We start from the raw sequence: 23,409 nt of genomic DNA, 5'->3' as shown, positions 1-23,409 counted from the left end.
TCGGGGGGTGAGGCGACACTAGGTCGCCCGCACACCGTTCCACAAGGTCCTGTGAAGGACTTTCGTGGTCTTGCTGGCGAGCTGCGGATATCACTCAAATTTTTGCGGTCATTTGCGCAAGCGACGACTGCTCATTGCGCGGCGACCAGCGACAGCGGCAGGTCTCCGCAGGGGTGCACGGTGAAGCCCGCCTCGCCCCTGAACACCGAGCCGCCGATCCACTTGGCGGTGTTCGAGGCGATGACGCGCCCGGCCGCGCTGATCACGAACGCGGGCACGGGGATGTCGCGCAGCACCGGCCCGGCCGCCTGCTCGAAGCGCCGCACGAAGACGTCGGCCGCCGCCACCCCGATGAACGCGCCCCCCGCCGTGACCGGGACCGACAGCGTGAGGCTGTACTCGTCGGTGCACAGGTAGTCCACGTACGGCCCGCAGATCGTCCGCTCGGCGCCCTGCCACGGCCCGGCGTACCAGTCCCAGTGCGTGTAGTCGTAGAACGCGCTGCTGGCCGGGTCGAGATCGCGCAGGAGCTGCACCGGCGCGCCCGCCCGGTCGTCCTGCCACCACTCCAGGTACCAGGGCGCGTCGGCCAGCAGCCCCGGCGCGGCGATGAACCCGATGCCCGCGATCAGCCCGCCGAGATGGCGGAACAGCGCCGGCCGCAGCGCCGCCAGGTCCTCCTTCGCCAGGGGCGTCCCGGCGAGTGCGGCCGTGCGGTCGCGGACGTCTTCGAGGACGGCGAACACGCCCTCCAGGCTCTCGCGGATGCGCGCGACCGCCCGGACGACGGGTGTCGTGGCGGCGGGGGTGTCGTGGGTCGTGGGCTGGGGCATTCGTCCACCTCCGTGCCTGTGGTCGCGCTCGCCACGACCGGCGCGCCCGGTCAGGCGTCCGCCGGCCCCAGCCGCAGCTCGATCAGTCGTTCTATCGCGTCGAGCACATGCCGTTCGGCCAGGTCACGTGCCTGATCGGGGTCACCGCGGCGGATGGCCTCGGCGATGGCGCGATGCTGAGCCGTGGCCTCATGGTGCCTGCACGGCTCGTCGTAAGGAAGCCACAGCAACGGCCCGATGTCGGCCTGTAACCGGATCTCCTCCTGAGTGAGTCGCGCCGACTGCGACGCGGCGGCCACCTCGACGTGGAAGCGCCCGTCCAGCCTGCGCAGCGCGGCAGCGGAGCCGGCAGCGGTGGCGTCCCCGGAGCCGCCACCGGAGCCGGCGCCGGACCCGGCGCGCGCCATGTCGTCCAGCGAGCGCCACAGCGGCGCGAGGTCCCCAGGCAGCGCACGCTGCGCCGCCAGCCGCGCGGCGGCGCCCGCGATGGCCGCGTAGTGGTCGCCGAGATCGCGCAGCTCGTCCACGGCGAACTCGCGCAGCCGCGCGCCGATCTCGGGCGGCTCGTGCGGCGTGCGGACGAAGCTGCCGCCGCCGCGCCCGCGCCGCGTCTCGACCAGCCCCTGCTGGCGCAGCGCCATGAGCGCCTCCCGCAGCGTGACCGTGGAGACGCCCAGCAGCGCGGCCAGCTCGGCCTCGCTGGGCAGCTGCTCGCCGTCGGCCAGCAGCCCCAGGGCGATGGCGTCGGCGAGCCGGCGTATGACGGCCTCCACCCGTCCCGCGCCCCCGACGGGCGCGAACACGGCCAGGCGGGATCCACGCGTCACCATCGCCCCCACCTCTCCCGCCGTTAACGCCATTGATACCGGAATCACTCTTGTCGCGAAACATTTGAAATCATATGTTTTCGGTTATGCCAGACCAGGAGGCGGCCGTCGGGTTACGCGGGCTGCGCAAGGACTTCGGGCCGGTGACGGCCGTGGACGGCATCGACCTGGAGGTCCGCGACGGCGAGTTCTTCGCCATGCTGGGCCCCTCCGGCTCGGGCAAGACCACGGTGCTGCGCATGATCGCCGGGTTCGAGACCCCCACGGCGGGCACGGTCGAGCTGGGCGGCAGGGACGTGACCCGGCTGGCCCCCTTCGAGCGCGACGTCAACACCGTCTTCCAGGACTACGCGCTGTTCCCGCACATGAACGTGCTCGCCAACGTCGAATACGGCCTGCGCGTGAAGCGGGTGGCCAGAGCCGAGCGGCGGGAGCGGGCCCTGGCCGCGCTGCGCTCGGTGCGGCTGGAGGGCTTCGAGGGCAGGCGGCCCGGCGAGCTCTCCGGCGGCCAGCGGCAGCGCGTCGCGCTCGCCCGCGCCCTGGTCAACCGGCCGCGGGTGCTGCTGCTCGACGAGCCGCTCGGCGCGCTCGACCTCAAGCTGCGCGAGGAGATGCAGGTCGAGCTGAAGGAGCTGCAGCGCGAGGTCGGCATCACGTTCCTGTTCGTCACGCACGACCAGGAGGAGGCGCTGACGATGAGCGACCGCGTGGCGGTGTTCGACCGGGGCAGGATCGAGCAGGTCGGCACGCCCGCCGAGGTCTACGAGCGGCCCGCGACCGCGTTCGTGGCCGGCTTCGTGGGCACCTCGAACCTCATCTCGGGCGCCGCCGCGGAGAAGGTGCTGGGCCGTCCGGGCACGTACAGCGTCCGGCCGGAGAAGCTGCGCGTCGTGCTCGGCGAGTCCGCCGCGGCCGGGCCGGACGAGCACGCCGCCGCGGGCACGGTCGCGGAGGTCGTGTACGCGGGCGCCGCGACCAGGTTCGTCGTCGATCTCGACGCCGGCGGGCGGCTGATCGCGCTCCAGCAGAACCTCCAGGTCTCGTCCATGGACGTGATGGCCCTGCGCGGCGCCAGGGTCCGGCTCGTGTGGCAGCGGCGGCACGAGTTCGCGATCACCTAGCCGGTTCTCGCGTTCACCCAGCCGGCTCGTGCGGCACGAGCTCGCGATCAGGAGGAGGAAGGACATGCGACCGACCGGATCAGCGGTCACACTGGCGGCACTCTTACTCGTCACCGCGTGCGGGGGTGGCTCCACCCCCGCCGGCTCCGCCCCCGCGCCGGGCCGGAGCGGCTTCGCCCCGCCCAAGATCGACGCGCTCCAGAGCGTCGGCACGGGGGAGGGCCAGGTCAATCTCGTGGCGTGGGCCGGATACGTGGAGGACGGCAGCACCGACCCGAAGGTCGACTGGGTCACCCCGTTCGAGCAGGCCACCGGCTGCCAGGTGAACACCAAGATCGCCGGCACCTCGGACGAGATGGTCAACCTCATGCGGACCGGCGAGTACGACGCGGTCTCCGCCTCGGGCGACGCCTCGCTGCGCCTGATCGCGGCGGGCACGGTCGCCCCGGTCAACACCTCCCTGATCCCCAGCTACACCGACGTGTTCGACGGCCTGAAGAGCAAGCCGTGGAACTCCGTGAACGGCGTCGCCTACGGCGTCCCCCACGGCCGCGGCGCCAACCTGCTGATGTGGCGCACCGACACCGTCAAACCGGCCCCGGACTCGTGGAGCGTGGTGTTCGACCCGGCCTCGCCGTACAAGGGCAAGGTGACGGCTTACGACTCGCCGATCTACATCGCCGACGCCGCCGTCTACCTGATGGCGACCAAGCCCGACCTCGGCATCAAGAACCCGTACGCGCTGGACGACAAGCAGTTCCAGGCCGCGGTGGACCTGCTCAAGCAGCAGAAGCAGATCATCGGCGAGTACTGGTCCGACTACACCAAGGAGATCCAGGCGTTCAAGAGCGGCGACTCCGTCGTCGGCACCACCTGGCAGGTCATCGTCAACGTGGCCAAGGGCGAGAAGGCCCCGGTGGAGGCCGTGCTGCCGAAGGAAGGCGCGACCGGCTGGTCGGACACCTGGATGGTGGCCGCCAAGGCCGCGCACCCGAACTGCGCCTACAAGTGGCTCGACCACATCATCTCCCCGAAGGCCAACGCCCAGGTGGCGGAGTACTTCGGCGAGGCGCCCTCGAACGCCAAGGCGTGCCAGGAGACCGCCGACGCCAAGCACTGCGAGACCTTCCACGCCACCGACGAGGCGTACTTCTCCAAGGTCCACTACTGGACCACGCCCATCGCCCAGTGTCTCGACGGCCGCACCGGCGTGACGTGCAAGGACTACGCCGAGTGGACGCGGGCCTGGACGGAGATCAAGGGGTGAGACGGGCGCTGGCCGCCTTCCTGCACCGCAGGGCCGGGGTACGCCTGTCGCTGCTGCTGTCGGCGCCGCTGGCGTGGCTGGGGCTGGCGTACCTGGGGGCGCTGGCGGCGCTGTTCCTGACCGCGTTCTACGGCACCGACACCTTCACCGGCGAGCTGATCAGGACGTTCACCTGGGCCAACTTCCAGGATCTCGTCACCACCGAGGTCTACCGGACGATCGCGCTGCGCTCGCTCGGCGTGGCGCTCGCGGTGACGGCGATCGACCTGGTGGTGGCCTTCCCGATGGCGTTCGCGATGGCCAAGCTGGCCTCGCCGCGCTCCCGGCGCTGGCTGGTGATCGCGGTGCTGACGCCGCTGTGGGCGTCGTACCTGGTCAAGGCGTACGCGTGGCGGGTCATGCTGTCGTCGGGCGGGCTGCTCGGTTGGGGGTTCGGGGTGACGGCGACGATCCTGACGCTGGCGTACCTGTGGCTGCCCTACATGATCCTGCCGATCTACGCCGGGCTGGAACGGCTGCCGGACTCGCTGCTGGAGGCGGCGGGCGACCTCGGGGCGCGGGCCTCGCGGGTGTTCCGCACGATCGTGTGGCCGCTGGCGTTCCCCGCGGTGGTGGCGGGCTCGATCTTCACCTTCTCGCTGTCGCTGGGCGACTACATCGCCGTCAAGATCGTCGGCGGGCGCAGCCAGCTCATCGGGAACGTCGTCTACGACAACATCGGGGCGGCCAACAACCTGCCCTTCGCCGCGGCGGTGGCCACCGTGCCGGTCCTGATCATGCTGGTGTACCTGGCGGCGGTGCGCCGTACCGGGGCTTTGGAGAACCTGTGAACCTCTCGCGCACCGCCCGCCTGCTCTTCCGGCTCGCCCTCGTGGCCGGGCTGGGCGTGATCTACGTGCCGCTGCTCGTCGTGCTGCTCAACTCCTTCAACGCCGACCGCACCTTCGCCTGGCCGCCGACCGGCCTGACCCTGCGCTGGTGGGGGGCGGCCTGGGAGTCGACGGGAGTGCGCGACGCGCTGTGGACCTCCGTCCGCGCCGGGCTGGGCGCGACGGCGATCGCGCTGGTGCTGGGCACGATGGCGGCCTTCGCCGTGCAGCGCTACCGCTTCTTCGGCCGGGACACGGTGTCCCTGCTGATCATCCTGCCGATCGCGCTGCCCGGCATCGTGACCGGGATCGCGCTGAACAACGCCTTCCGCACGGTGCTGGAGCCGTTCGGGGTGGGGCTCGGGCTGTTCACGGTCGTGGTGGGGCACGCCACGTTCTGCGTGGTGACCGTCTACAACAACGTGCTGGCCCGGCTGCGGCGCATGGGCGGCGCGCTGGAGGAGGCGTCGGCGGATCTCGGGGCGGACCCGTTCACGACGTTCCGGCTGGTGACGTTCCCGATGATGCGCTCGGCGCTGCTGGCGGGCGGGCTGCTGGCGTTCGCGCTGTCGTTCGACGAGATCATCGTGACGACCTTCACGGCGGGGGCCGGGGTGCGGACCCTGCCGATCTGGATCTTCGAGAACCTCTTCAGGCCCAACCAGGCGCCGGTGGTCAACGTGGTGGCCGCCGCCCTGATCGTGGCCTCGGTGGTGCCCATCTACCTGGCCCAGCGCCTGTCGTCAGACGTCGGCGCCCACTGAGCTCAGTTCGGCCCCTCCTTCTCGAAGGCGCTCAGGGTGGGGTCGTAGTCGGAGGCGCCTATGTCGTACATCGGGGTCATCCAGTGGTAGAAGTTGTCGCCGCGCTCGCGCAGCAGGTCGTACAGCCTGCGCATCAGCCGGCGGCGCACGGGGGCCAGCTCCGGATGGGGGTAGCGGTTGCTCAGCTCGTGCGGGTCGGCGTGCAGGTCGTACAGCTCGTTGACGGACTCCGGGTTGACGACCAGCTTGTAGCGGTCGTCGCGGATCATCCGCTGCGGGTAGGGGAAGTGGTGGCCGTGGAACTCGGCGAGCAGCTCGCCGGGCCACTCCGGGTGCTCGCCGCGGACGAGGGGCACCAGGCTGCGGCTGTCCACGGCGGGCCGGGCGTCGCAGCCGGCCAGCTCCAGGATCGTCGCCGTGCAGTCGGTGAGCGTCACGAACTCGTTCCTGACCTGCGGCTGCGCGCCGGGCACGCGGACGATGCCGGGGATGCGGTAGATGTCCTCGTACATCGCCGGGCCCTTGTCGTGCAGCCGGTGCGCGCCGGTGAACTCGCCGTGGTCGGCGGTGAAGAACACCGAGGTCTCACCGGCCAGGCCCAGCTCGTCGAGCCGGTCGAGGATCCGCCCGATCTGCTGGTCGATCAGCGTGACGTAACCCCAGTAGACCGCGATCAGCTTGCGGGTGACCTCGATCGGGATCGTGTCGAACGTCCAGTGGTCGCTGTAGTTGCGCTGCACCGGCGGCTTGCCCTCGAACGTCTCCGCGATCGACGGCGGCAGCTCGACCAGGTCCGGGTCGTACATGTCGAAGTACTCGTCGGGCAGCAGGTACGGCAGGTGCGGCCCGAAGAAGTGCGTGGCCAGGAAGAACGGCCGGCCGCCGGCCGCGTACCGCTCCAGGTGCTCGATCGCCCTGGTCGCCAGATAGTGCTCGAACGTGGCCTCGACCGGCTGGTGCAGCCGCGCGGCGAGCAGGTTGCCGGGGTTGCCGTTCGGCGTGGTGCCCCGCACCAGGTCCGAGATCCGGTACGGCGGCAGCCCGCGTTCGGCCAGGTAGTCCAGGTAGTCGGGGTGGTCGACCGGGTTGTGCCAGCCGGGCAGGTCGGGGCCGTCGAAGCCGTAGGACGCGGCGTTGCGGCTGGTGCCGCCGTGCCACTTGCCGATCAGCCCGAGCTGGTAGCCGCGCTCCCGCAGCGCGGACGGGAAGGTGAACGCGTCCTCGCGCAGGTCCTCCAGATAGCCGACGTTGCGCTCGTAGTTCGCCAGCAGCCGGTGCCTGAACGGGGCCTGCCCGGTGAGCAGGCTGGCCCGGGCGGGCGTGCAGATGGCCGTCGGCGTGTAGAACCGGTCGAACCGCGTGCCCGTGGCGGCCAGCCGGTCCAGGTTGGGCGTGGCCACGTGCGGGTTGCCGTAGCAGCCCAGGGTGTCGACGCGGTGCTGATCGGTCATGAGGAAGAGCAGGTTCACTTGGCCGCGGCCTTCGTGTAGAGATCGCCGGTGTAGTACGAGGCGGGGTCGGGCCGCGACTTGAGCTGGCCGGTGCCGACGAAGAAGTCGCCGAGGCTGTTGAGCCACTTGGCGACCGTGCCGTCCTTCGTCTTGGCGACCAGGTCGGCGGTGGTCATCGTCTGGACGTTCGCCGCGTCGGCCTTGACCTTGGCCGGGTCCAGCTTGAGCAGCGCGGCCGCCTCCGTGATCGCCTCCTCGGGGTGCGCGGCCCGCCAGTCGTTCGCCTCCTGCAGCACCTTGATCACCTTCTCGGTGAGCGCCTGGTCCGTCTGCGTTCCCGACACGAACGCGGTCGGGAACGAGCTGCCGGGGAACTCCTTCGTGCTGGCCACCTCGACCGTGCCGGGCACCTTCTGCTTGATCGTGTCGATCAGCGGATACCAGATGCCGGCGCCGTCGATCTGCCCGGCCGCGAACGCCGACACGACGGTGGCCGGGTCCATGGGCACCTTCTGGATGTCCTTGACCGTCATGCCGGCCTTCTGCAGGGCCAGGTTGAGCACCATGTCGCCGGACGTGCCCTCGGGGACGCCGACCTTCTTGCCCTTGAGGTCCTGCATCGTGTTGACGCCCGGCCGGCCGATGACGCGGTCGGCGTACGCGAGCGTGTTGATCGCGACGACCTTGGCCTTGCCGGTGGCGGGCAGCCACATGGCGCCCGGCCCGATGTAGCCGAAGTCGAGGTCGCCCGCGCCGAGCGCCTGGATCTGCAGCGGGCCGTTGGTGAAGACCTTGATCTCCGGGGTGAGGCCCTGCTTGTCCCACAGGCCCTGCTTGTTCGCGATGGCGAGCAGGCTCGCGCCGTTGTAGTCGCTGATGTAGCCGAACCTGACCGTGGAACCGTCGTCTGAGCAGGCGGTCACGGAGAGTGCGATCAGGCTCACCGCCGAGGCGGCCATCAGGGTGCGGCGAAGAGAGCGCATGGCGGACAGTCCTTTCTGAGAAGTGTGTCTAGGCCGCGGGTACGGCCGGAGCCTGGTGGTAGACGGAGTGCCAGACCTCGTTGCGGATCCGCCCGAACTCGGGCGACAGCCGCATCTCCTCGGTCCTCGGATAGGGCAGGTCCACGTCGATGACCTGCTGGAGGCGGCCGGGCCTGGCGGCCATCACGACCACGCGCCTGGCGAGGTAGACGGCCTCGTCCACGTCGTGGGTGATGAACATGACCGTGCGCTGCTCCTGGCTCCAGGTGTCGAGCAACTGGTCCTGCAACTGCACCCTGGTGAGCGCGTCCAGCGCGCCGAAGGGCTCGTCCATGAGCAGGACCTGCGGGTTCACCGCGTACGCGCGGGCGATCGCGCAGCGCTGCTTCATCCCGCCGGACAGCGTCTTGGGCAGCGCGTCGGCGAAGTCGGACAGTCCGACCAGCTCGATCGCCCGCTCGGCCCGCCGCCTGCGCTCGTCCGCCGGGAGGCCGGTCAGCTTCAGCCCGAACTCGACGTTCTTGCGCACGGTCAGCCAGGGGAACAGCGCGTACTGCTGGAAGATCACCCCGCGGTCCGGCCCCGGGCCGGTGACCGGCACGCCGTCCACCAGCACCTCGCCGGAGGTCTGCGTGACCAGCCCGGCGGCCATGCTCAGCAGCGTGCTCTTGCCGCAGCCCGACGGGCCCACGACGGTGACGAACTCGCGGTCGGCGATGTCCAGCGACACGTGGTCCAGCGCGGTGAAGACGCCGTCCTTCATCGGGTAGGTCTTCACCACGTCCCTGAACGAGATCTTGGCGTTCATCGGCGCTCCTGCCAGTCGGTGAGACGTCGCTCGGCGAGCAGCAGCAGCCGGTCCATCAGCAGGCCGAGCACGCCGATGGCGATCAGGCCCACGAAGATCGTGGACAGGTCGTAGTAGAGCTGGGCCTGCTGCATCCGGAAGCCCAGGCCCTCCTGCGCGGCGATCAGCTCGGCGGCGACCAGCGTGCCCCAGGCCGAGCCGAGCCCCACCCGCATCCCGACCAGGATGAACGGGGTGGACGCCGGCACCACGACCTTGATGAAGATGGTCCGGTCGGACGCCCCGAGCACGCGGGCGGCGTTGATCAGCGTCTTGTCCACGTCCACCACGCCCTGGAACGTCGCCACGACGCTGGACAGGAACGAGGCCAGGAAGATGACGAAGACCTTCGGCACCTCGCCGATGCCCATGAGCACGATCGCCAGCGGGATGATGGCCAGCGGGGGAATGGTCCTGAAGAACTGGACGTACGGCTCCAGCAGGCCGCGGGCGGTGGCGTACCAGCCCATCAGGAAGCCGATCGGGATCGCCAGCAACGTGCCGAGCAGGAAGCCGAACAGCACCCTGCGCAGGCTGGCCAGCGCGTCGCCGAGCAGCGTGCCGTCGGCGATCAGCTCGCCCGCCTTGGCGGCCACCTGCAGCGGGTTCGGCAGGCCCTGCACGCCGATCGTGGCCAGCAGCGTCCACACGGCGAGGCCGATGACCACCGCGACCAGGTTGAGCGCGATCGCGCGCCGCGAGCGCCGGGGGCCGCGCCGCCCGGCCGGGGCCGCGCTCGACTTGCCCAGCGCGGTGAGCTCGGTCATGGGAGCTCCTTCGCCGGGCGCGCGCCACTGCGTCCGGCCACGTGCCTCGATTGGTTCATGGGGTCCTCTTGCCTGAGTAGGCCGGGCGCGAGATCGGGCCCGGCCGGATAACGCGAGAGCAGCGGGGATTCGTGCAGCACCAGGGCGATGCCGCCGAGTGCGCCGGCGACCTCGCCGAGCGTGGCGCGGCGCAGGCTCACCCGGTGCCTGGAGACCGGCATGACCTGTGCCCCGAGCGCCCGCTCCACGGGCTCGATCAGCGCGGCGCCGGTCTCCGCCAGCTCGCCGCCGATCACGATCACGCTGGGGCCGATCGCGTTGCAGACCGCGGCGAGCACGCGGCCGACCGCCGCACCGACCCCGGCCAGCACGGCGAGTGCCGTCGCGTCGCCCGCCCCGGCGGCCTTAACCAGCTCGGGCACGTCGTCGGCGGCCAGGCCGGCGGCGCGGCAGGACTCCAGGACCGCCCTGATCGAGGCCACGGTCTCCAGGCAGCCGGTGCCGCCGCAGCCGCAGGGCGCGCCGTCCTCGTCGACGGTGATGTGGCCGAACTCGCCCGACAGGCCGTACGCGCCCCGGTGCAGCGACCCGCCGACCACCAGCCCGCCGCCGACGCCGTGGGACAGGCGCAGGTACAGCACGTCCTGGCCGCCGGCGGCGGCACCCCAGATCGACTCGCCCAGCGCGGCGAGCCTGGTGTTGTTGTCCAGCAGCACCGGCACGCCGAACCGCTCGCGGAGCAGCAGCTGCACGGGATGTGGCGCCTCGAAGTCGCCGTCGTCCCCGGGATCGCTCTCGTCCCCGGCATCGCTCTCGTCCTCAGGGTCCACCGTGCCGACCGGGCCGACCACGCCGACGCCGATCGCGCTCAGCGCGCCGAGCTCCAGCCCGCCCCCGGTGAGCGTGCGGACCAGCCGCCAGGCCAGCTCCGCCCGCTGCTCCCACGGCAGGTCGGCCGCGTGTGGCTCGCTGGCCGTGCCGACGATCTCGTGCGCCAGGTTGACGGCCGCGACGTGCAGCCCGCGCCGGGCGAAGTCGATGCCGATGGCCTGCCCGGCGTCCGGGTTGAGGGTCAGCGTCTCGGCCGGCCGGCCGCGGCCGCGCGGCCCGTCCTGCTGGGAGGCGGCGACGACCGCGCCGGTGGAGACGAGCTCGGCGAGGATGTCGTACAGGGTCGTGCGGGACAGCCCGCAGTGCTTGCCCAGCTCGCCCCGGCTCAGCGGGCCGTGCTTGCGCAGCAGCTCCAGCACGAGCTCCTCGTGCCCGCGCCGGAGTTGTGACAGAGGGCCACGGGGGTGCGACATGTCGCAGAGTCTGCCGAGCACCCGACTTTTTCGTCAATAACCCGGAAAAAAACATCTTTGCCGCAATATCAGGGCTGTGAGCTGCATAAACGTGGCTATGGCGAGGTTTGCGGCCATCGTAACGTTCGTGTAACGCCACGCCGGTGGCTGCCGTGCGTAGCGGGGGCGCATGCGCCACGGCGCGTACCCGCCCGAGTGCCCGGCCCGCCTGCGCAACGGGCTGTGACGACGGATTGGGCGTTGACTTTTGTTTGGATGGACGCCAAATTAAAGGCTGCGGATCATCCCTCGCTGCCCCTGGAAGGCGACCATGAGGCGCTTGCTCTCGGTGTTCCTGGTCATGCTGCTCAGCTCCGCTTTGACGGTCGTGCCCGCGCACACCGCGACGGCGCACGAGGTCGCCTACGACAAGTACTCGCTGATGATCGACGGCCGCCGCGTCGTCCTGCAGTCGGCCGAGTTCCACTACTTCCGCCTGCCCAGCCCGCCCCTGTGGCGTGACGTCTTCCAGAAGTTCAGGTCGGCCGGGTTCAACGCCGTCTCCCTCTACTTCTCCTGGGCCTACCACTCGCCCGCACCCGGCGAGTACGACTTCACCGGCGTGCGCGACGTGGACCGCCTCCTGCGCACCGCCCGCGAGGCCGGCCTGTACGTGATCGCCCGGCCGGGGCCGTACATCAACGCCGAGAGCACCGGCGGCGGCTTCCCCGCCTGGCTGAAGAACGTCCCGGGCCGGGCCCGCAGCAGCGAGGCCGGCTACCAGGCCGCCTACCGCGAGTGGCTGCACCGGATCAACCCGATCCTCGCCAGGCACCAGGTCACCCGGGGCGGGCCGGTCGTCCTCTACAACGCCGAGAACGAGTACCAGGTCAACACCGACGCCGCCTACATGCAGGACATCCAGGACCAGGCCAGGGCCGACGGCATCGACGTGCCGATCACCACCAACGACTGCTGCGACGCCGGAAGCTGGAGCTCGACCTGGGCCACGGGTCCGGGCGCGGTGCAGATCCCGGGCGTGGACGACTACCCGCAGTCGTTCGAGTGCGCCACCCCCGACGTCTGGGGCCCCTGGGGCGAAGGGCTGACCGAGAAGCTGCGCGGCGACATCCCCGTGTTCGCCGCCGAGTACCAGGCCGGGGCGATCGACCTGGGCAACGCCGGGTATGACAAGTGCCGCCAGCTCACCGGCCCGGCGTTCATGAAGTACTTCTACAAGAACAACCTGGTCACGACCGGGGCGACGATGTTCTCGTACTACATGGGCTACGGCGGCACCAACTGGGGCTGGCTCGCCCAGCCCAACGACGTCTACACCTCCTACGACTACGGCGCCGCGATCACCGAGGCGCGCCGGCTCACCCCCAAGTACGACGAGTTCAAGCGCCAGGGCTACTTCCTCCAGGCGGTCGCGCCCCTGGCCAAGACCGACGCGGTGACCACCTCGCCGGCCGCGTCGAGCAACCCGGCCCTGACCACCACCGCCCGCGCGAACCCGGACACCGGCACCCAGTTCGTCCTGGTCAAGCACACCGACAGGGCCGCGACGAGCACGGACGACGCCACCCTCGACTGGGCCGCCCCCGACGGCCGCCACCAGGTGCCCGTGCGGGTGGCGGGCCGCGACGCGCACGTCCTCGTCGCGGGTTACGACCTGGGCGGCCAGCGCCTCGTCCTGTCCAGCTCCGAGATCATGACGCACGCCCTCATCGGCGGCCGTGACGTGGCCGTCCTCTACGGCACCGCGGGCTCGCCGGGCACGACCGTCCTGCGCTACGACTCGCGGCCGGAGGTCAAGGTGCTGGACGGGGCCGTGCGGGCCGCGTACAGCGGGAACGACCTGCGCCTCGACTACGACCACGACGGGCTGGCCCGGGTGCTGGTCACGGGCGGCGGGCGGCGCCCGCTGCTGCTCCTGCTCGGGACGGACGAGGCGGCGGCGACGTTCTGGCGGGCCGAGACGGGCTCCGGGCCGGTGCTGGTCCGCGGCACCGAGCTGGTGCGCTCGGCCGCCGTCCAGGGTGACACCGTCCGGCTGTCCGCCGACTCGGCGGTGGCCGGGCCCGTGGAGGTGTTCGCGGCGCCCGCGGCCAGGCGGCTGCGGATCGGCGCGGACGACGTACGCGTGACGCGCACCCCGAGCGGTTCGCTGCTCGGCGCCACGCGCGCCCCCGAGCAGCCGTCGTTGCCCGCGCTGACGGGCTGGCGCGCCCGAGCGGAGGCCCCCGAGGCCGCGCCCGGCTTCGACGACTCCCGCTGGACCGCCGCCGACCACACCACGACCAACAGCCCCCACGCGCCCAGGACCCTGCCCGTCCTGTACGCCGACGACTACGGCTACCACTACGGCAACGTCTGGTACCGGGGCCACTTCACCGCCACCGGCGCGGAGACCAGGATCGACCTCAACGCCGTCACGGGCCTGCGGGGCAACTACCTGGTCTGGCTGAACGGCCGCTATCTCGGCGCGGCGGCGGGCGGCGTGGAGGCCGACTCCGGCGACCAGTGGACCCCGCCCAACCCCGACCCGGGCCCGGGCCACTTCGACATCCCGGCCGGCACGCTCAAGCCCGGCGCGGACAACGTGATCGCCGTCCTCGTCGCGAACATGGGCCACAACGACGACTGGATCGCCGACGACCTGCGCTTCAAGCAGCCGCGCGGGCTGGTGGCCGCCACCGTGGCAACCACGGTGACCGGTGCCGCGGCCCCGGTCATGTGGCGGATCCAGGGCGGCGCGGCCGGCGCCGACAAGGTGCGCGGCCCGCTCAACAACGGCGGCCTGTACGGCGAGCGCACCGGCTGGCACCTGCCCTCATATCCCGATAAATCCTGGCAAGCCGCCGCCCCGGCGACCCAGCTCGCCCCCGGCGTCACCTGGTACCGGACCTCGTTCCGCCTCGGCCTCCCGAAGGGCCACGACGTTCCGGTCGGGCTCCGCTTCGGCGGCGAGCCGTCGCCCGCGTACCGCGTGCTGATCTTCCTCAACGGCTGGAACATCGGGCAGTACGGCGGCGACATCGGCCCGCAGCGGGAGTTCTCGCTCCCGGCGGGGCTGCTGGACGAGCACGGGACCAACACCCTCGCGCTGGCCGTCACCGCGGAACAGCCCGTGGCGGGCGCTGGCCCGCTCAGCCTGTTCGCCTACGGCAACGTCCGCGGCGAGTAGCGGAGGCGGCCCGAGCGGGCTCAGCTCCGCTCGGGCACGGCCATCTCACCGAGCTGGGACCAGTCGTCCTGCGCCACGGTCGTGTTCACGATCCGCGGCGTCTCCAGCAGGTAGGGGGGCAGCGTCTGCTGCGCCTGCTTGAAGTGGGCGGACTGGACGTGCGCCGCCCCGGCCGCGTCGTCGCGGAACGCCTCGACCAGGACGTATTCGGCAGGGTCGTCGATGCTGCGCGACCAGTCGAACCACAGGCAGCCCGGCTCGGCGCGGGTCGCCTCGGTGAATTCGGCGGAGATCTCCGGCCAGCGGTCGGCGTGTTCGGGCAGAATACGGAACTTGGCGGTAATGAAGATCATCGAGATGGCTCCATGTATCGGCTGTGCTACGGCACGAGACTATCGGGCGGCCGGTCATGCTCGAGTTATCCCAAATTCCTACCAAATGTGTGGGAGACTAGGAGGGTGAGTCTGGACAGGATCCGTCCGTCGAGTGCCCGTGCCGATTCTCCGCTGACCGCCGCCATCCTGGCGGGCCGGTGGGTCAGATCCGCCGCGGCCGACGACGAGCACGGCAGGCGCTGGGTGGCCAATCCCGATCCGCGCGGCGGGTCGGCGGTCACCCCTGAGCCCTGGTCCCTCTACTCGGGGGCGGCGGGCATCGTGCTGTTCTTCCTGGAGCTGGCCGCCGCCACCGGCCATGAGGCCTACCTGGAGGACGCGCGCGCGGGGGCCCGCAGGCTCGCCGGCACCTGGCGGGAGCAGGACGACCTCTCGCTCTATCACGGGCTGACCGGCACGATGATCGCGCTCATGGAGGCGGGCTGGGTGCTCGGCGAGGACCGCTTCGAGGCCGAGGCCCGGGCCATCGCCGATCTGATCGTGCAACGGGGCCGCGCCTCGGCCGAGGGCGTCAGCTGGTCCCGCGATCCCGCGCAGCGCGGCGAGGGCGGCATCGTCCTCGGGTTGCTGCGCGCCGCCGCCCATCTGGGCGTGCCCGCGTACGAGGAGGCGGCGGTCGAGGCGGGCCTGCGCATCGCCAGGCTGCCCGTGCCGGGGCACCGCTTCGGCGACTGTGCCGATCTGCCGGTCGACGCCGTCACGCCCGGCTTCCTGGCCGGCACGGCGGGCACGGCGTTCCTGCTCGCCCGCCTGTACGGGGTCACGGGCGACGAGCGCTTCATGTTCGCGGCCCGCAGCGGCGCCGACTTCGTCCGCGAGATCAGCCTCGTGACCGGCGCCTGCGCGGTCGTCCCGCACCACGTGCCGCAGGCGCGCGGGCTGCACTACCTGGGCTTCTGCTCCGGCTCCGCGGGCGTGGCCAGGATGTTCTACGAGCTGTACAGGGTGGCGGGGGACGCGGGCGACCTGGACTGGGTGGAACGGCTGGCGCACGGCATCGTCAAGAGCGGGGTCCCGCAGCGCCGTACCGAGGGCTACTGGAACGTGGCCTGCCAGTGTTGCGGCTCGGCCGGGCTGATCGAGCTCTTCGTCGGCCTGTGGGCGGCCACCGGCCAGGAGTCCCATCTGGAGTACGCTCGCACGCTCGCCGCCGACCTGATCGGCCGGGCCACCGACCACGACGGGCGCGGTTACCGCTGGTACCAGGCCTACCGGCGGCTGCGGCCCGGCGAGGTGACGGCCGACACCGGCTACATGGTGGGCGCGGCCGGGATCGGCGCGGCGCTGCTCCACCTGGACGCGGCCGGGCAGGCCGACCGGGCCCGCCGGGTGATCCTGCTGCCCGACAACCCGTTCCCGGCCATTCCTGTCCCGGCTTCGGCCCTGCGCGGCTGAGCTGGGCCCGGGGGGAACGGCCTTCGCCGGCCAAATTCATGTATCCCAAGTAGGAAATGTTGACTTTATCGATCGTGCCTCGTAGTTTCATAGGCATGAGCCAGGGCCTTTATCTGACCCGGCGCCCGCACGTGGACTTCGGCCACGTCGCCAGCGCGCAGTGTCGCTGATCACGAAGTTCGAGCCGACCTCGTTCCCCCCTGCGCCGGTGTGCCGGCGCGTTCCCGCAGAGGAACCATCGTGATCAAGATCAGACATGCCCTCCTGCCCGCGCTGCTGCCTGCCCTGCTGGCCGGCTGCGGCGCGGCCGAGGGAGCGGCGAGACCCGGACAAACCGAGGTGAAGGTGCTGCGCTACCAGGGCAACGCCGGCACCGTCACCTATGCCGAGCTGGCCGAGGAGCTCGGCTATCTCGGAGACCTCCAGCTCAAGTGGGTGGGCAACACCACCTCGGGCCCGCAGGACATCCAGTCCGCGGCCACCGGCCAGACCGACTTCGGCGGCGCGTTCAACGGCGCGATCGTCAAGCTCAAGGCGGCCAGGGCCCCGATCAAGGCGGTGGCCGGCTACTACGGCTCCGACAAGGAGACCTTCAACGGCTACTACGTGCCGGACGGCAGCCCGATCAAGACCGCCCGCGACCTCATCGGCAAGAAGATCGGCGTCAACACCCTCGGCGCCCACCACGAGGCCGTCATCAAGGAGTACCTCAAGCGCCAGGGGCTGACCCCGCAGGAGATCAAGCAGGTGCAGCTGGTCGTCATCCCGCCGGTCAACACCGAGCAGGCCCTGCGCCAGGGCCAGCTCGACGTCGGCACCCTCGGCGGCGTGCTCAAGGACAAGGCGCTCGAACGCCGCGGTCTGCGCCCCCTGTTCACCGACGTCGAGCTGTTCGGCCCGTTCACCGCCGGATCCGTCGTCCTGCGCGAGGACTTCATCGCCGAGAACCCGGCCACCACGAAGACGTTCGTGACCGGCTTCGCCAAGGCCATCGAATGGGCGCAGACCCACTCGCGCGAGGAGGTGATCGCCAAGTTCGAGCAGATCATCACCAAGCGCGGCCGCAACGAGACCACGGACATCGTGCGGTTCTGGAAGAGCACCGGCATCGCCGGCAAGGGCGGGGTCATCGCCCCCAAGGAGTTCGAGACGTGGATCGGCTGGCTGGAGCGCGAAGGCGAGATCAAGCCGGGCCAGGTCAAGGCCGCCGACCTCTACACCAACGCGTTCAACCCCTACGGCGGCGGGAGCACCTCATGACCAAGATCAGCATCAGGAACGCCACCAAGACCTTCCAGGTCCGCGACGCCGCCGAGCCGTTCACCGCGCTGTCCGGCATCGACCTCGACGTGCGCGAGGGCGAGTTCCTCACGCTGGTGGGACCCAGCGGCTGCGGCAAGTCCACCCTGCTCGACCTGGTCGCCGGGCTCGCCGAGCCGACCGGCGGCGAGATCCTCATCGACGGCACGCCGATCGCGGGTCCCGGGCTCGACCGCGGCATCGTCTTCCAGCAGTACGCGCTCTTCCCGTGGCGCACCGCGCAGGCCAACGTCGAGTTCGGGCTGGAGGCCAAGTCCGTCCCCAGGAAGGAGCGGGCACGCCGGGCCAGGGAGCACCTGGCGCTCGTGGGCCTGAGCGGGTTCGAGGACCGCTACCCGCACGAGCTGTCCGGCGGCATGCGGCAGCGGGTGGCCATCGCCCGCAGCCTCGCCTTCGATCCCGACGTGCTGCTGATGGACGAGCCGTTCGCCGCGCTGGACGCCCAGACGCGGGAGTCGCTGCAGGAGGAGCTGGTCCACGTCTGGGAGCAGACCGGCAAGACCGTCATCTTCATCACGCACGGCATCGACGAGGCCGTCTACCTGGGCCAGCGGGTCGCCGTGATGACGTCGAGGCCCGGCCGGATCAAGGAGATCATCGAGGTGCGCTTCGACTCCCGCGAGGGCGACCTGCGCGCGGACCCGGTCTTCGGCGAGTACCGCCATCACGTGTGGAGCCTGCTGCGCGACGAGGTCGCGGCGGCCCAGGCACAGGAGCGAAAGGTGGCGACCTCCCATGGCTGAGACTCCCCTCGCCAAGATCGTCGAGACCGCCGTCGCTCCTGCCGCCGGGAGGCGATCCGCGGTGAGCGAGCGGCTCCCCGGTGACGTCCACTGGTACGACCTGCCGGACGACGAGGCCGAGCCCGACGAACCGGCCCCGCCGGACGATCCCGGCGAGCCCATCGAGCCCGGCGGGCCCGCGGTCGCGCTCGCTCCGGCGCCGCGCAGGAAGCGGGCCTTCGGCAGGAAGGCCGGGCGGGCGGCCACGAACTCCACCGCCATCCTGCTCCTCCTCGCCGCGTGGGAGGTCCTGCCCAGGCTCGGCGTGGTGGACCCGGTCTTCGTGCCCCCGCTCTCGGAGAACCTGGTCGCCTGGTACGACCTGCTGATCGGCGGGCAGCTGTCCGAGCACCTCCAGGCGTCGCTGGCCCGCTCGCTGGCCGGCTTCGGCCTGGCCATCCTGCTGGCCATCCCGCTCGGCCTGCTGATCGGCTGGTACCGGCCGGTCGCCGACTTCCTGACCCCGCTGCTGGAGCTGTTCCGCAACACCTCGGCGGTGGCGCTGCTGCCGGTGTTCACGCTGATCCTCGGCATCGGGGAGACGACGAAGGTCACGTTCGTCCTGTACGCGTGCGCCTGGCCGATCCTGCTCAACACCATCAGCGGGGTGAAGACCGTGGAACCGCTGCTCATCAAGTCGGCCAGGTCCATGGGCCTGGGCCCGCTGCGCCTGTTCCAGAAGGTCATCCTGCCCGCCGCCGTGCCGACCATCTTCACCGGCGTCCGGCTGGCGGGGGCGTACTCGATCCTCGTCCTGCTGTTCGCCGAGATGGTCGGCGCCAAGGCCGGGCTCGGCTACCTGATCCTCGACACCCAGTCCAGCTTCCGCATCCCCGACATGTACGCGGGGATCATCACCATCTCCGTGCTCGGCCTGCTGTTCAACCTGCTCCTGGTCGGCGTCGAGCGCCGATTCTCCACCTGGAGGACCACGTGACGAGAAAGCTCCACCTGAACGCCTTCCTCATGGGCGTCGGCCACCACGAGGCGGCCTGGCGGCACCCGCGCACCGAGCCGGCCCGTCTCGCCGACGTCCGCCACTACCAGGAGCTGGCCAGGATCGCCGAGCGCGGCAAGCTGGACTCCGTCTTCCTCGCCGACGGCGTGGCCCTGCACGGCAACGTCCGGCACAACGCCCTGGGCGGTCTCGAACCGCTCACGCTCCTGTCCGCCCTGGCCGCCGTCACCGACCACATCGGCCTCATCGCCACCGTGTCGACGACGTACAACGAGCCCTTCCACGTGGCGCGCAAGTTCGCCTCGCTCGACCACATCAGCGGCGGCCGGGCCGGCTGGAACATCGTCACCTCCGCCGGCGAGGCCGAGGCCCGCAACTTCGGCATCGAACGTCCGGCGCACGCCGACCGCTACGCCAGGGCCGCCGAGTTCCTGGAGGTCACCCGCAAGCTGTGGGACAGCTGGGAGGACGACGCGATCGTGGGCGACCGGGTCGGCGGCCTCTACGCCGACACCGGCAAGATCCACGCGATCGAGCACGCGGGCGAGCACTTCGCGGTGCGCGGCCCGCTGAACACCTCTCGCCCGCCCCAGGGCCATCCGCTCCTCGTGCAGGCCGGCTCGTCGGAGGCCGGAAAGGACTTCGCCGCCCGCCACGCCGAGGCCGTCTTCACCGCGCAGCAGACGCTCGCCGAAGGCCAGGAGTTCTACGCCGACCTCAAGCGCCGGCTGGTGGCGCACGGGAGGCAGCCGGACGAGCTGCTCGTCCTGCCGGGCATCTCGCCGATCATCGGCTCGACCGAGCGCGAGGCGCTGCTGCTGGAGAAGGAGCTGGAGGACCTCATCATCCCCGCGTACGGCCTGGCGCAGCTGTCCACCATGACCGGCATAGAGCTGACCGAGGACGCGCTGGACCGGCCGCTGCCCGACGTGCCCGTCGAGACCGAGGGCGCGCAGAGCCGCCGCAAGCTCGTGGTGGACCTGGCCAGGCGCGAGGACCTCACGGTCAGGCAGCTGCTCGGCCGCCTGGCGGGCGGCCGCGGCCACCGGGTCGTGGCCGGGACGCCCGAGCAGATCGCCGACCAGCTCCAGGAATGGTTCTTCAGCGAGGCGGCCGACGGGTTCAACATCATGCCGCCGATCCTGCCCGGCGGCCTGTCCGACTTCGTCGACTACGTCGTGCCGGAGCTGCAGGTCAGGGGCCTGTTCCGGTACGAGTACGAGGGCCGCACGCTGCGCGAGAACTACGGGCTGGACAGACCCGGCTCCCGCTACGCCACGCCGCGCGAAGTGGCGGTGGCGCGATGAGCGGCATCGTCACCCTGGTCGGCAACCCCCGTCCGGGCTCCAGGACTTTGACCGTGGCCGCCGAGGCCGCCCAGGCGGTCGGCAGCCGGATCGGGGCCGCCGGGCCGTACGAGGTGGTGGATCTGTCCACGCTCGGGCCGGACCTGCTCGCGCCCGGCAAATCGGCCGGGGTCGAGGCGGCGCTGAGCCTGGTGCGCGAGGCGAGCGTGCTGGTGGTGGCCAGCCCGACCTACAAGGGCACCTATACCGGGCTGCTCAAGGCGTTCGCGGACCGGCTGCCGCCGGACGCGCTGGCCGGGAAGGCGGCACTGCCGCTGCTGGTCATGGGAGACCCGAAGCACTCGCTGGCGGTGGAGGTGCATCTGCGGCCGCTGCTGGTGGAGCTGGGCGCCGTCGTGCCGACGCCCGGACTGGCGGTGCTGGAGTCGCAGATCCCGCAGATCGAGGAGGTGCTGGCGGCGTGGGCGGACCGGGTCGCCGGCCAGGTGGCCGCAGTGGTCAAGGAAGGGGCGTACCGATGACGGAGACCAGGCCGGAGCGGGAGCTCCGGTTGACCAGGGACACCCGGCAGCCGCTGCCGCCGTCGCGGGATGGCCGCCCCGCGCGGGGCCGCTCGGCGGCCGGCTCGTCGCGGGAGGCCGGCGCCTGGCGGGGCGAGCCCGGCCTGCCGCGGGACGCCCGCCGCGCGCCGTCCGCGGCGGACCGGCGGCCGCCCGGCCGCGGGGTGGACGCCGACGGATACCGGCGGGCCCTGGCCGTGCACGCGGCCGGCGTCGTCGTCATCACCGCCCAGAGCGACGGCATCCCGGTCGGGCTGACGGCGACGTCGTTCTCCTCGGTCAGCCTGGACCCGCCGCTGGTGTCGTTTTACGTGGACCGCTCTTCGACCACCTGGCCCTCGCTGCGGGCGGCGGATCACTTCGCGGTGAACGTGCTGGCCGGGGACCAGGCGGAGCTGGCTACGAGGTTCGCGCGCAAGGACATTGATCGCTTCGCCGAGCCCACCAGGTGGCGGCCGGGCCCGCTGGGCGCGCCGCTGCTCCAGGACGTCTCGGCGCACCTGATCTGCCTGCCGCACGAGACCGTGGACGTCGGTGACCACATCCTCGTCGTCGGGCTGGTCGCCGAGGCCAGGGTGCACGGCACCGGCCGCCCCCTCCTCTACCACCAGGGCCGCTTCGGCCGTTTCCTCCCTCATCCCTGAGGCTGCCCAGACTCGCAGGGACGGCCGCCCGGTCACGCACCGGGCGGCCGTCCCTGTTTCGCGGGGCACCGCGGGCTGCCGCCTCCGGACCGGCTCCGGACATGCCTGTGGCCCCGGCCACGTCATTGGGGCCGGGGCCGTACGGGGGGAGCTCAGGCGGCGATCGGCGAGTAGTCGGCCGCGTCGCCGGTCAGCACGGTGCTGGGGCGGCCGTCCACCCCGACCGGGATCTCTCCCGCGATCGTGACCCGGTGCAGGCGCCGCGGCCGGTCACCGAAGTCGTGGACCACCCGGTGCTGCGTCGCCCGGTTGTCCCAGATGGCCACGTCACCGGGCGACCAGCGCCAGCGCACGGTGTTCTCCACCTCCGTGACGTGCTCCTGGATCAGCCGGATCAGGGAGGCGGATGCGTGCGCGGGCAGCCCCACCAGGCGCTTGGCGAAGTCGCCCAGCAGGATCGACCGCTCGCCGCTCTCGGGGTGCACGCGCACGACCGGGTGCTCGGTCTCGAACACCGTCGAGGAGAACACCTTGGCGTGCTCGCGGGCCCGGTCCGGGTCGTCCGCGGCGGCGACGCGGGCGTAGTCGTACTGGTTGGTGTGCACGGCGCGCAGGCGGTCGAGCAGATCGCGCAGCTCGGCGGGCAGGTGCTCGTACGCGGAAGAAGACCACCTTGTGGCCGAGCAGGGCCAGGCGGATCTCCGCCACCACGGCGGGGGGCAGGTCGCCGCCGAGCCGCACGCCGGAGATCTCGGCGCCTATGCGGCCCGCGACGGGGACGATGGACAGGGATGACATGGGTTGTTTCCTTCCGTGAGAGAGAGCTTCTGCGGACGGAAGGAGGGACAGAGCGCGCTGGCCACGCGGCAGAAGTCCACGTGGCCCCGGATCGTCAGAGCCGTGGTCGTCACGCTTCCCAACGTAGATCGACCGCTCCCTATAGTCAACTCAATTGGTAGGGAATTAGGGTTTTTATGAGAAGGGGATGGTTGACGCATCGGCGGTCCGGCGGCTACAACTGTTCTAGAACACTAGAACTCTGGAGGTCGGGATGACGACGGTTCGAGGGCAGGTGCTCGCCGACCGGGCGGGGCCGTACTTCGGTGGGTTCGGGGGCAGGTTCGCCCCTGAGGCCCTGGTGGCCGCACTGGACGAGCTGGATCTCACCTATCGGGCGGCGCTGTCCGACCCGGAGTTCACCGCGCGGCTCGACGGGCTGCACCGCACGTACTCGGGGCGGCCGAGCCTGATCACCGAGGCGCCGTCCTTCGCCGCGCACGCCGGGAACGCGCGCGTCCTGCTCAAGCGCGAGGACCTGAACCACACCGGGTCGCACAAGATCAACAACGTGCTCGGCCAGGCGCTGCTCACCGTGCGCATGGGCAAGCGCAGGATCATCGCCGAGACCGGCGCCGGCCAGCACGGCGTGGCCGCCGCCACGGCCGCCGCGCTGCTCGGGCTGGAGGCCGTCGTCTACATGGGCGAGGTGGACATGCGGCGCCAGGCACTGAACGTCGCCCGCATGCGCCTGCTCGGCGCCGAGGTCGTCCCCGTGACCTCCGGCTCGCGCACCCTCAAGGACGCCATGAACGAGGCCATGCGCGACTGGGTGACCAACGTCGAGCACACCCACTACCTGATCGGCTCCGCGGCGGGGCCGCATCCGTTCCCGACCATGGTCCGCATGTTCCAGCAGGTCATCGGCGTCGAAGCGCGTCAGCAGGTCCTCGATCTGACGGGCCGCCTGCCCGACGTCGTGTGCGCCTGCGTCGGCGGCGGATCGAACGCCATCGGCATCTTCCACGCCTTCCTCGACGACCAGGCCGTGGAGCTCGTGGGCCTGGAG

22 protein-coding genes are annotated in these 23,409 nt (G+C 71.3%); 13 read left to right on the top strand and 9 right to left on the bottom strand.

What is annotated here, in order from left to right; genetic code table 11:
* Positions 1-131: 131 nt before the first annotated feature.
* Together ETD85_RS22965 and ETD85_RS22960 are read right to left on the bottom strand one after the other, a co-directional pair.
* Complete coding sequence (locus ETD85_RS22965) at positions 132-833, bottom strand: cache domain-containing protein (RefSeq protein ID WP_138691824.1); 702 nt, start codon at positions 831-833, stop codon at positions 132-134.
* A gap of 50 nt (positions 834-883) precedes the next feature.
* A complete protein-coding gene (locus tag ETD85_RS22960) occupies positions 884-1,663 on the bottom strand; it encodes a FadR/GntR family transcriptional regulator (RefSeq protein ID WP_138691823.1) in 780 nt (259 codons plus the stop codon).
* Positions 1,664-1,746: 83 nt separating this feature from the next.
* Here ETD85_RS22960 and ETD85_RS22955 point away from each other — a divergent pair, with 83 nt between their 5' ends.
* From ETD85_RS22955 to ETD85_RS22940, 4 genes are all read left to right on the top strand, one after another.
* The gene (locus ETD85_RS22955) at positions 1,747-2,781 is read left to right on the top strand and encodes an ABC transporter ATP-binding protein (protein WP_138691822.1); all 1,035 of its coding nucleotides are present in this window, start codon (positions 1,747-1,749) and stop codon (positions 2,779-2,781) included.
* Between the two features lie 64 nt (positions 2,782-2,845).
* Positions 2,846-4,048, top strand: coding sequence for an ABC transporter substrate-binding protein (locus tag ETD85_RS22950; protein ID WP_138691821.1), 1,203 nt, complete (start codon positions 2,846-2,848; stop codon positions 4,046-4,048).
* Positions 4,045-4,878 carry an ABC transporter permease gene (locus tag ETD85_RS22945; protein ID WP_240779314.1) on the top strand — a complete coding sequence of 278 codons (834 nt, stop codon included), beginning with the start codon at positions 4,045-4,047 and terminating at the stop codon, positions 4,876-4,878. The genes ETD85_RS22950 and ETD85_RS22945 overlap by 4 nt, the downstream gene beginning before the upstream one ends.
* Entirely contained in the window at positions 4,875-5,681 is an 807-nt protein-coding gene (locus tag ETD85_RS22940; RefSeq protein ID WP_138691820.1) for an ABC transporter permease, read from the top strand. The genes ETD85_RS22945 and ETD85_RS22940 overlap by 4 nt, the downstream gene beginning before the upstream one ends.
* Positions 5,682-5,683: 2 nt before the next feature.
* On the opposite strand, the gene ETD85_RS22935 is transcribed toward ETD85_RS22940, so the two are convergent.
* The 5 genes from ETD85_RS22935 to ETD85_RS22915 are packed head-to-tail and all read right to left on the bottom strand — an operon-like array spanning position 5,684 to position 11,033.
* On the bottom strand, positions 5,684-7,150 hold the full coding sequence (locus tag ETD85_RS22935) for a sulfatase family protein (protein WP_138691819.1): 1,467 nt from the start codon (positions 7,148-7,150) through the stop codon (positions 5,684-5,686).
* Positions 7,147-8,115 carry an aliphatic sulfonate ABC transporter substrate-binding protein gene (locus ETD85_RS22930; RefSeq protein WP_138691818.1) on the bottom strand — a complete coding sequence of 323 codons (969 nt, stop codon included), beginning with the start codon at positions 8,113-8,115 and terminating at the stop codon, positions 7,147-7,149. The genes ETD85_RS22935 and ETD85_RS22930 overlap by 4 nt, the downstream gene beginning before the upstream one ends.
* Before the next feature lie 28 nt (positions 8,116-8,143).
* A complete protein-coding gene (locus ETD85_RS22925) occupies positions 8,144-8,923 on the bottom strand; it encodes an ABC transporter ATP-binding protein (RefSeq protein ID WP_138691817.1) in 780 nt (259 codons plus the stop codon).
* Positions 8,920-9,729: an ABC transporter permease gene (locus ETD85_RS22920; protein WP_138691816.1), complete on the bottom strand. Its 810-nt coding sequence runs from the start codon at positions 9,727-9,729 to the stop codon at positions 8,920-8,922. The genes ETD85_RS22925 and ETD85_RS22920 overlap by 4 nt, the downstream gene beginning before the upstream one ends.
* Positions 9,726-11,033, bottom strand: coding sequence for an ROK family transcriptional regulator (locus tag ETD85_RS22915; protein WP_138691815.1), 1,308 nt, complete (start codon positions 11,031-11,033; stop codon positions 9,726-9,728). Before ETD85_RS22915 ends, ETD85_RS22920 begins: the two co-directional genes overlap by 4 nt.
* A 310-nt stretch (positions 11,034-11,343) precedes the next feature.
* Between ETD85_RS22915 and ETD85_RS22910 the strand changes: the two genes are divergently transcribed.
* Entirely contained in the window at positions 11,344-14,202 is a 2,859-nt protein-coding gene (locus ETD85_RS22910; RefSeq protein WP_138691814.1) for a beta-galactosidase, read from the top strand.
* Between the two features lie 20 nt (positions 14,203-14,222).
* On the opposite strand, the gene ETD85_RS22905 is transcribed toward ETD85_RS22910, so the two are convergent.
* Entirely contained in the window at positions 14,223-14,555 is a 333-nt protein-coding gene (locus tag ETD85_RS22905) for a putative quinol monooxygenase (protein ID WP_138691813.1), read from the bottom strand.
* A gap of 105 nt (positions 14,556-14,660) precedes the next feature.
* Between ETD85_RS22905 and ETD85_RS22900 the strand changes: the two genes are divergently transcribed.
* From ETD85_RS22900 to ETD85_RS22870, 7 genes are all read left to right on the top strand, one after another.
* Positions 14,661-15,992, top strand: a complete 1,332-nt coding sequence (locus ETD85_RS22900) for a lanthionine synthetase LanC family protein (RefSeq protein ID WP_240779312.1) — start codon at positions 14,661-14,663, stop codon at positions 15,990-15,992.
* Positions 15,993-16,232: 240 nt separating this feature from the next.
* Complete coding sequence (locus tag ETD85_RS22895; protein ID WP_170246797.1) at positions 16,233-17,252, top strand: ABC transporter substrate-binding protein; 1,020 nt, start codon at positions 16,233-16,235, stop codon at positions 17,250-17,252.
* Positions 17,249-18,055, top strand: coding sequence for an ABC transporter ATP-binding protein (locus ETD85_RS22890; protein WP_138691811.1), 807 nt, complete (start codon positions 17,249-17,251; stop codon positions 18,053-18,055). Before ETD85_RS22895 ends, ETD85_RS22890 begins: the two co-directional genes overlap by 4 nt.
* Positions 18,048-19,031 (top strand): ABC transporter permease, encoded by a 984-nt coding sequence (locus ETD85_RS22885; RefSeq protein WP_240779311.1) that lies wholly within the window; start codon positions 18,048-18,050, stop codon positions 19,029-19,031. The genes ETD85_RS22890 and ETD85_RS22885 overlap by 8 nt, the downstream gene beginning before the upstream one ends.
* Positions 19,028-20,359, top strand: coding sequence for an LLM class flavin-dependent oxidoreductase (locus ETD85_RS22880; protein WP_206058465.1), 1,332 nt, complete (start codon positions 19,028-19,030; stop codon positions 20,357-20,359). The genes ETD85_RS22885 and ETD85_RS22880 overlap by 4 nt, the downstream gene beginning before the upstream one ends.
* Positions 20,356-20,880, top strand: a complete 525-nt coding sequence (locus ETD85_RS22875; RefSeq protein ID WP_138691810.1) for an NADPH-dependent FMN reductase — start codon at positions 20,356-20,358, stop codon at positions 20,878-20,880. Before ETD85_RS22880 ends, ETD85_RS22875 begins: the two co-directional genes overlap by 4 nt.
* A complete protein-coding gene (locus ETD85_RS22870) occupies positions 20,877-21,563 on the top strand; it encodes a flavin reductase family protein (RefSeq protein ID WP_379507168.1) in 687 nt (228 codons plus the stop codon). The genes ETD85_RS22875 and ETD85_RS22870 overlap by 4 nt, the downstream gene beginning before the upstream one ends.
* 152 nt (positions 21,564-21,715) lie before the next feature.
* Here ETD85_RS22870 and ETD85_RS22865 read toward each other — a convergent pair whose 3' ends face one another.
* The gene (locus ETD85_RS22865) at positions 21,716-22,168 is read right to left on the bottom strand and encodes a TauD/TfdA dioxygenase family protein (RefSeq protein ID WP_276617255.1); all 453 of its coding nucleotides are present in this window, start codon (positions 22,166-22,168) and stop codon (positions 21,716-21,718) included.
* A 446-nt stretch (positions 22,169-22,614) separates the two neighbouring features.
* On the opposite strand from ETD85_RS22865, the gene ETD85_RS22860 reads away from it, so the two are divergent.
* On the top strand, positions 22,615-23,409 hold a 795-nt coding region (locus tag ETD85_RS22860; RefSeq protein WP_138691809.1), incomplete at its 3' end, for a pyridoxal-phosphate dependent enzyme.

Origin of the sequence: Nonomuraea zeae, from assembly GCF_005889725.1 — a bacterium.
Taxonomy (GTDB): Bacteria; Actinomycetota; Actinomycetes; order Streptosporangiales; family Streptosporangiaceae; genus Nonomuraea; species Nonomuraea zeae.
The sequence above is the reverse complement of the archived record's forward strand: the minus strand, read 5'-3'. Positions and strand labels throughout refer to the sequence as shown.

What these genes read in the sequence shown, in the direction of transcription:
- ETD85_RS22965 (WP_138691824.1), bottom strand. Translation starts at nt 833, where the DNA reads ATGCCCCAGCCCACGACCCACGACACCCCCGCCGCCACGACACCCGTC.
- ETD85_RS22960 (WP_138691823.1), bottom strand. Translation starts at nt 1,663, where the DNA reads ATGGTGACGCGTGGATCCCGCCTGGCCGTGTTCGCGCCCGTCGGGGGC.
- ETD85_RS22955 (WP_138691822.1), top strand. Translation starts at nt 1,747, where the DNA reads ATGCCAGACCAGGAGGCGGCCGTCGGGTTACGCGGGCTGCGCAAGGAC.
- ETD85_RS22950 (WP_138691821.1), top strand. Translation starts at nt 2,846, where the DNA reads ATGCGACCGACCGGATCAGCGGTCACACTGGCGGCACTCTTACTCGTC.
- ETD85_RS22930 (WP_138691818.1), bottom strand. Translation starts at nt 8,115, where the DNA reads ATGCGCTCTCTTCGCCGCACCCTGATGGCCGCCTCGGCGGTGAGCCTG.
- ETD85_RS22925 (WP_138691817.1), bottom strand. Translation starts at nt 8,923, where the DNA reads ATGAACGCCAAGATCTCGTTCAGGGACGTGGTGAAGACCTACCCGATG.
- ETD85_RS22920 (WP_138691816.1), bottom strand. Translation starts at nt 9,729, where the DNA reads ATGACCGAGCTCACCGCGCTGGGCAAGTCGAGCGCGGCCCCGGCCGGG.
- ETD85_RS22915 (WP_138691815.1), bottom strand. Translation starts at nt 11,033, where the DNA reads ATGTCGCACCCCCGTGGCCCTCTGTCACAACTCCGGCGCGGGCACGAG.
- ETD85_RS22910 (WP_138691814.1), top strand. Translation starts at nt 11,344, where the DNA reads ATGAGGCGCTTGCTCTCGGTGTTCCTGGTCATGCTGCTCAGCTCCGCT.
- ETD85_RS22905 (WP_138691813.1), bottom strand. Translation starts at nt 14,555, where the DNA reads ATGATCTTCATTACCGCCAAGTTCCGTATTCTGCCCGAACACGCCGAC.
- ETD85_RS22890 (WP_138691811.1), top strand. Translation starts at nt 17,249, where the DNA reads ATGACCAAGATCAGCATCAGGAACGCCACCAAGACCTTCCAGGTCCGC.
- ETD85_RS22885 (WP_240779311.1), top strand. Translation starts at nt 18,048, where the DNA reads ATGGCTGAGACTCCCCTCGCCAAGATCGTCGAGACCGCCGTCGCTCCT.
- ETD85_RS22875 (WP_138691810.1), top strand. Translation starts at nt 20,356, where the DNA reads ATGAGCGGCATCGTCACCCTGGTCGGCAACCCCCGTCCGGGCTCCAGG.
- ETD85_RS22870 (WP_379507168.1), top strand. Translation starts at nt 20,877, where the DNA reads ATGACGGAGACCAGGCCGGAGCGGGAGCTCCGGTTGACCAGGGACACC.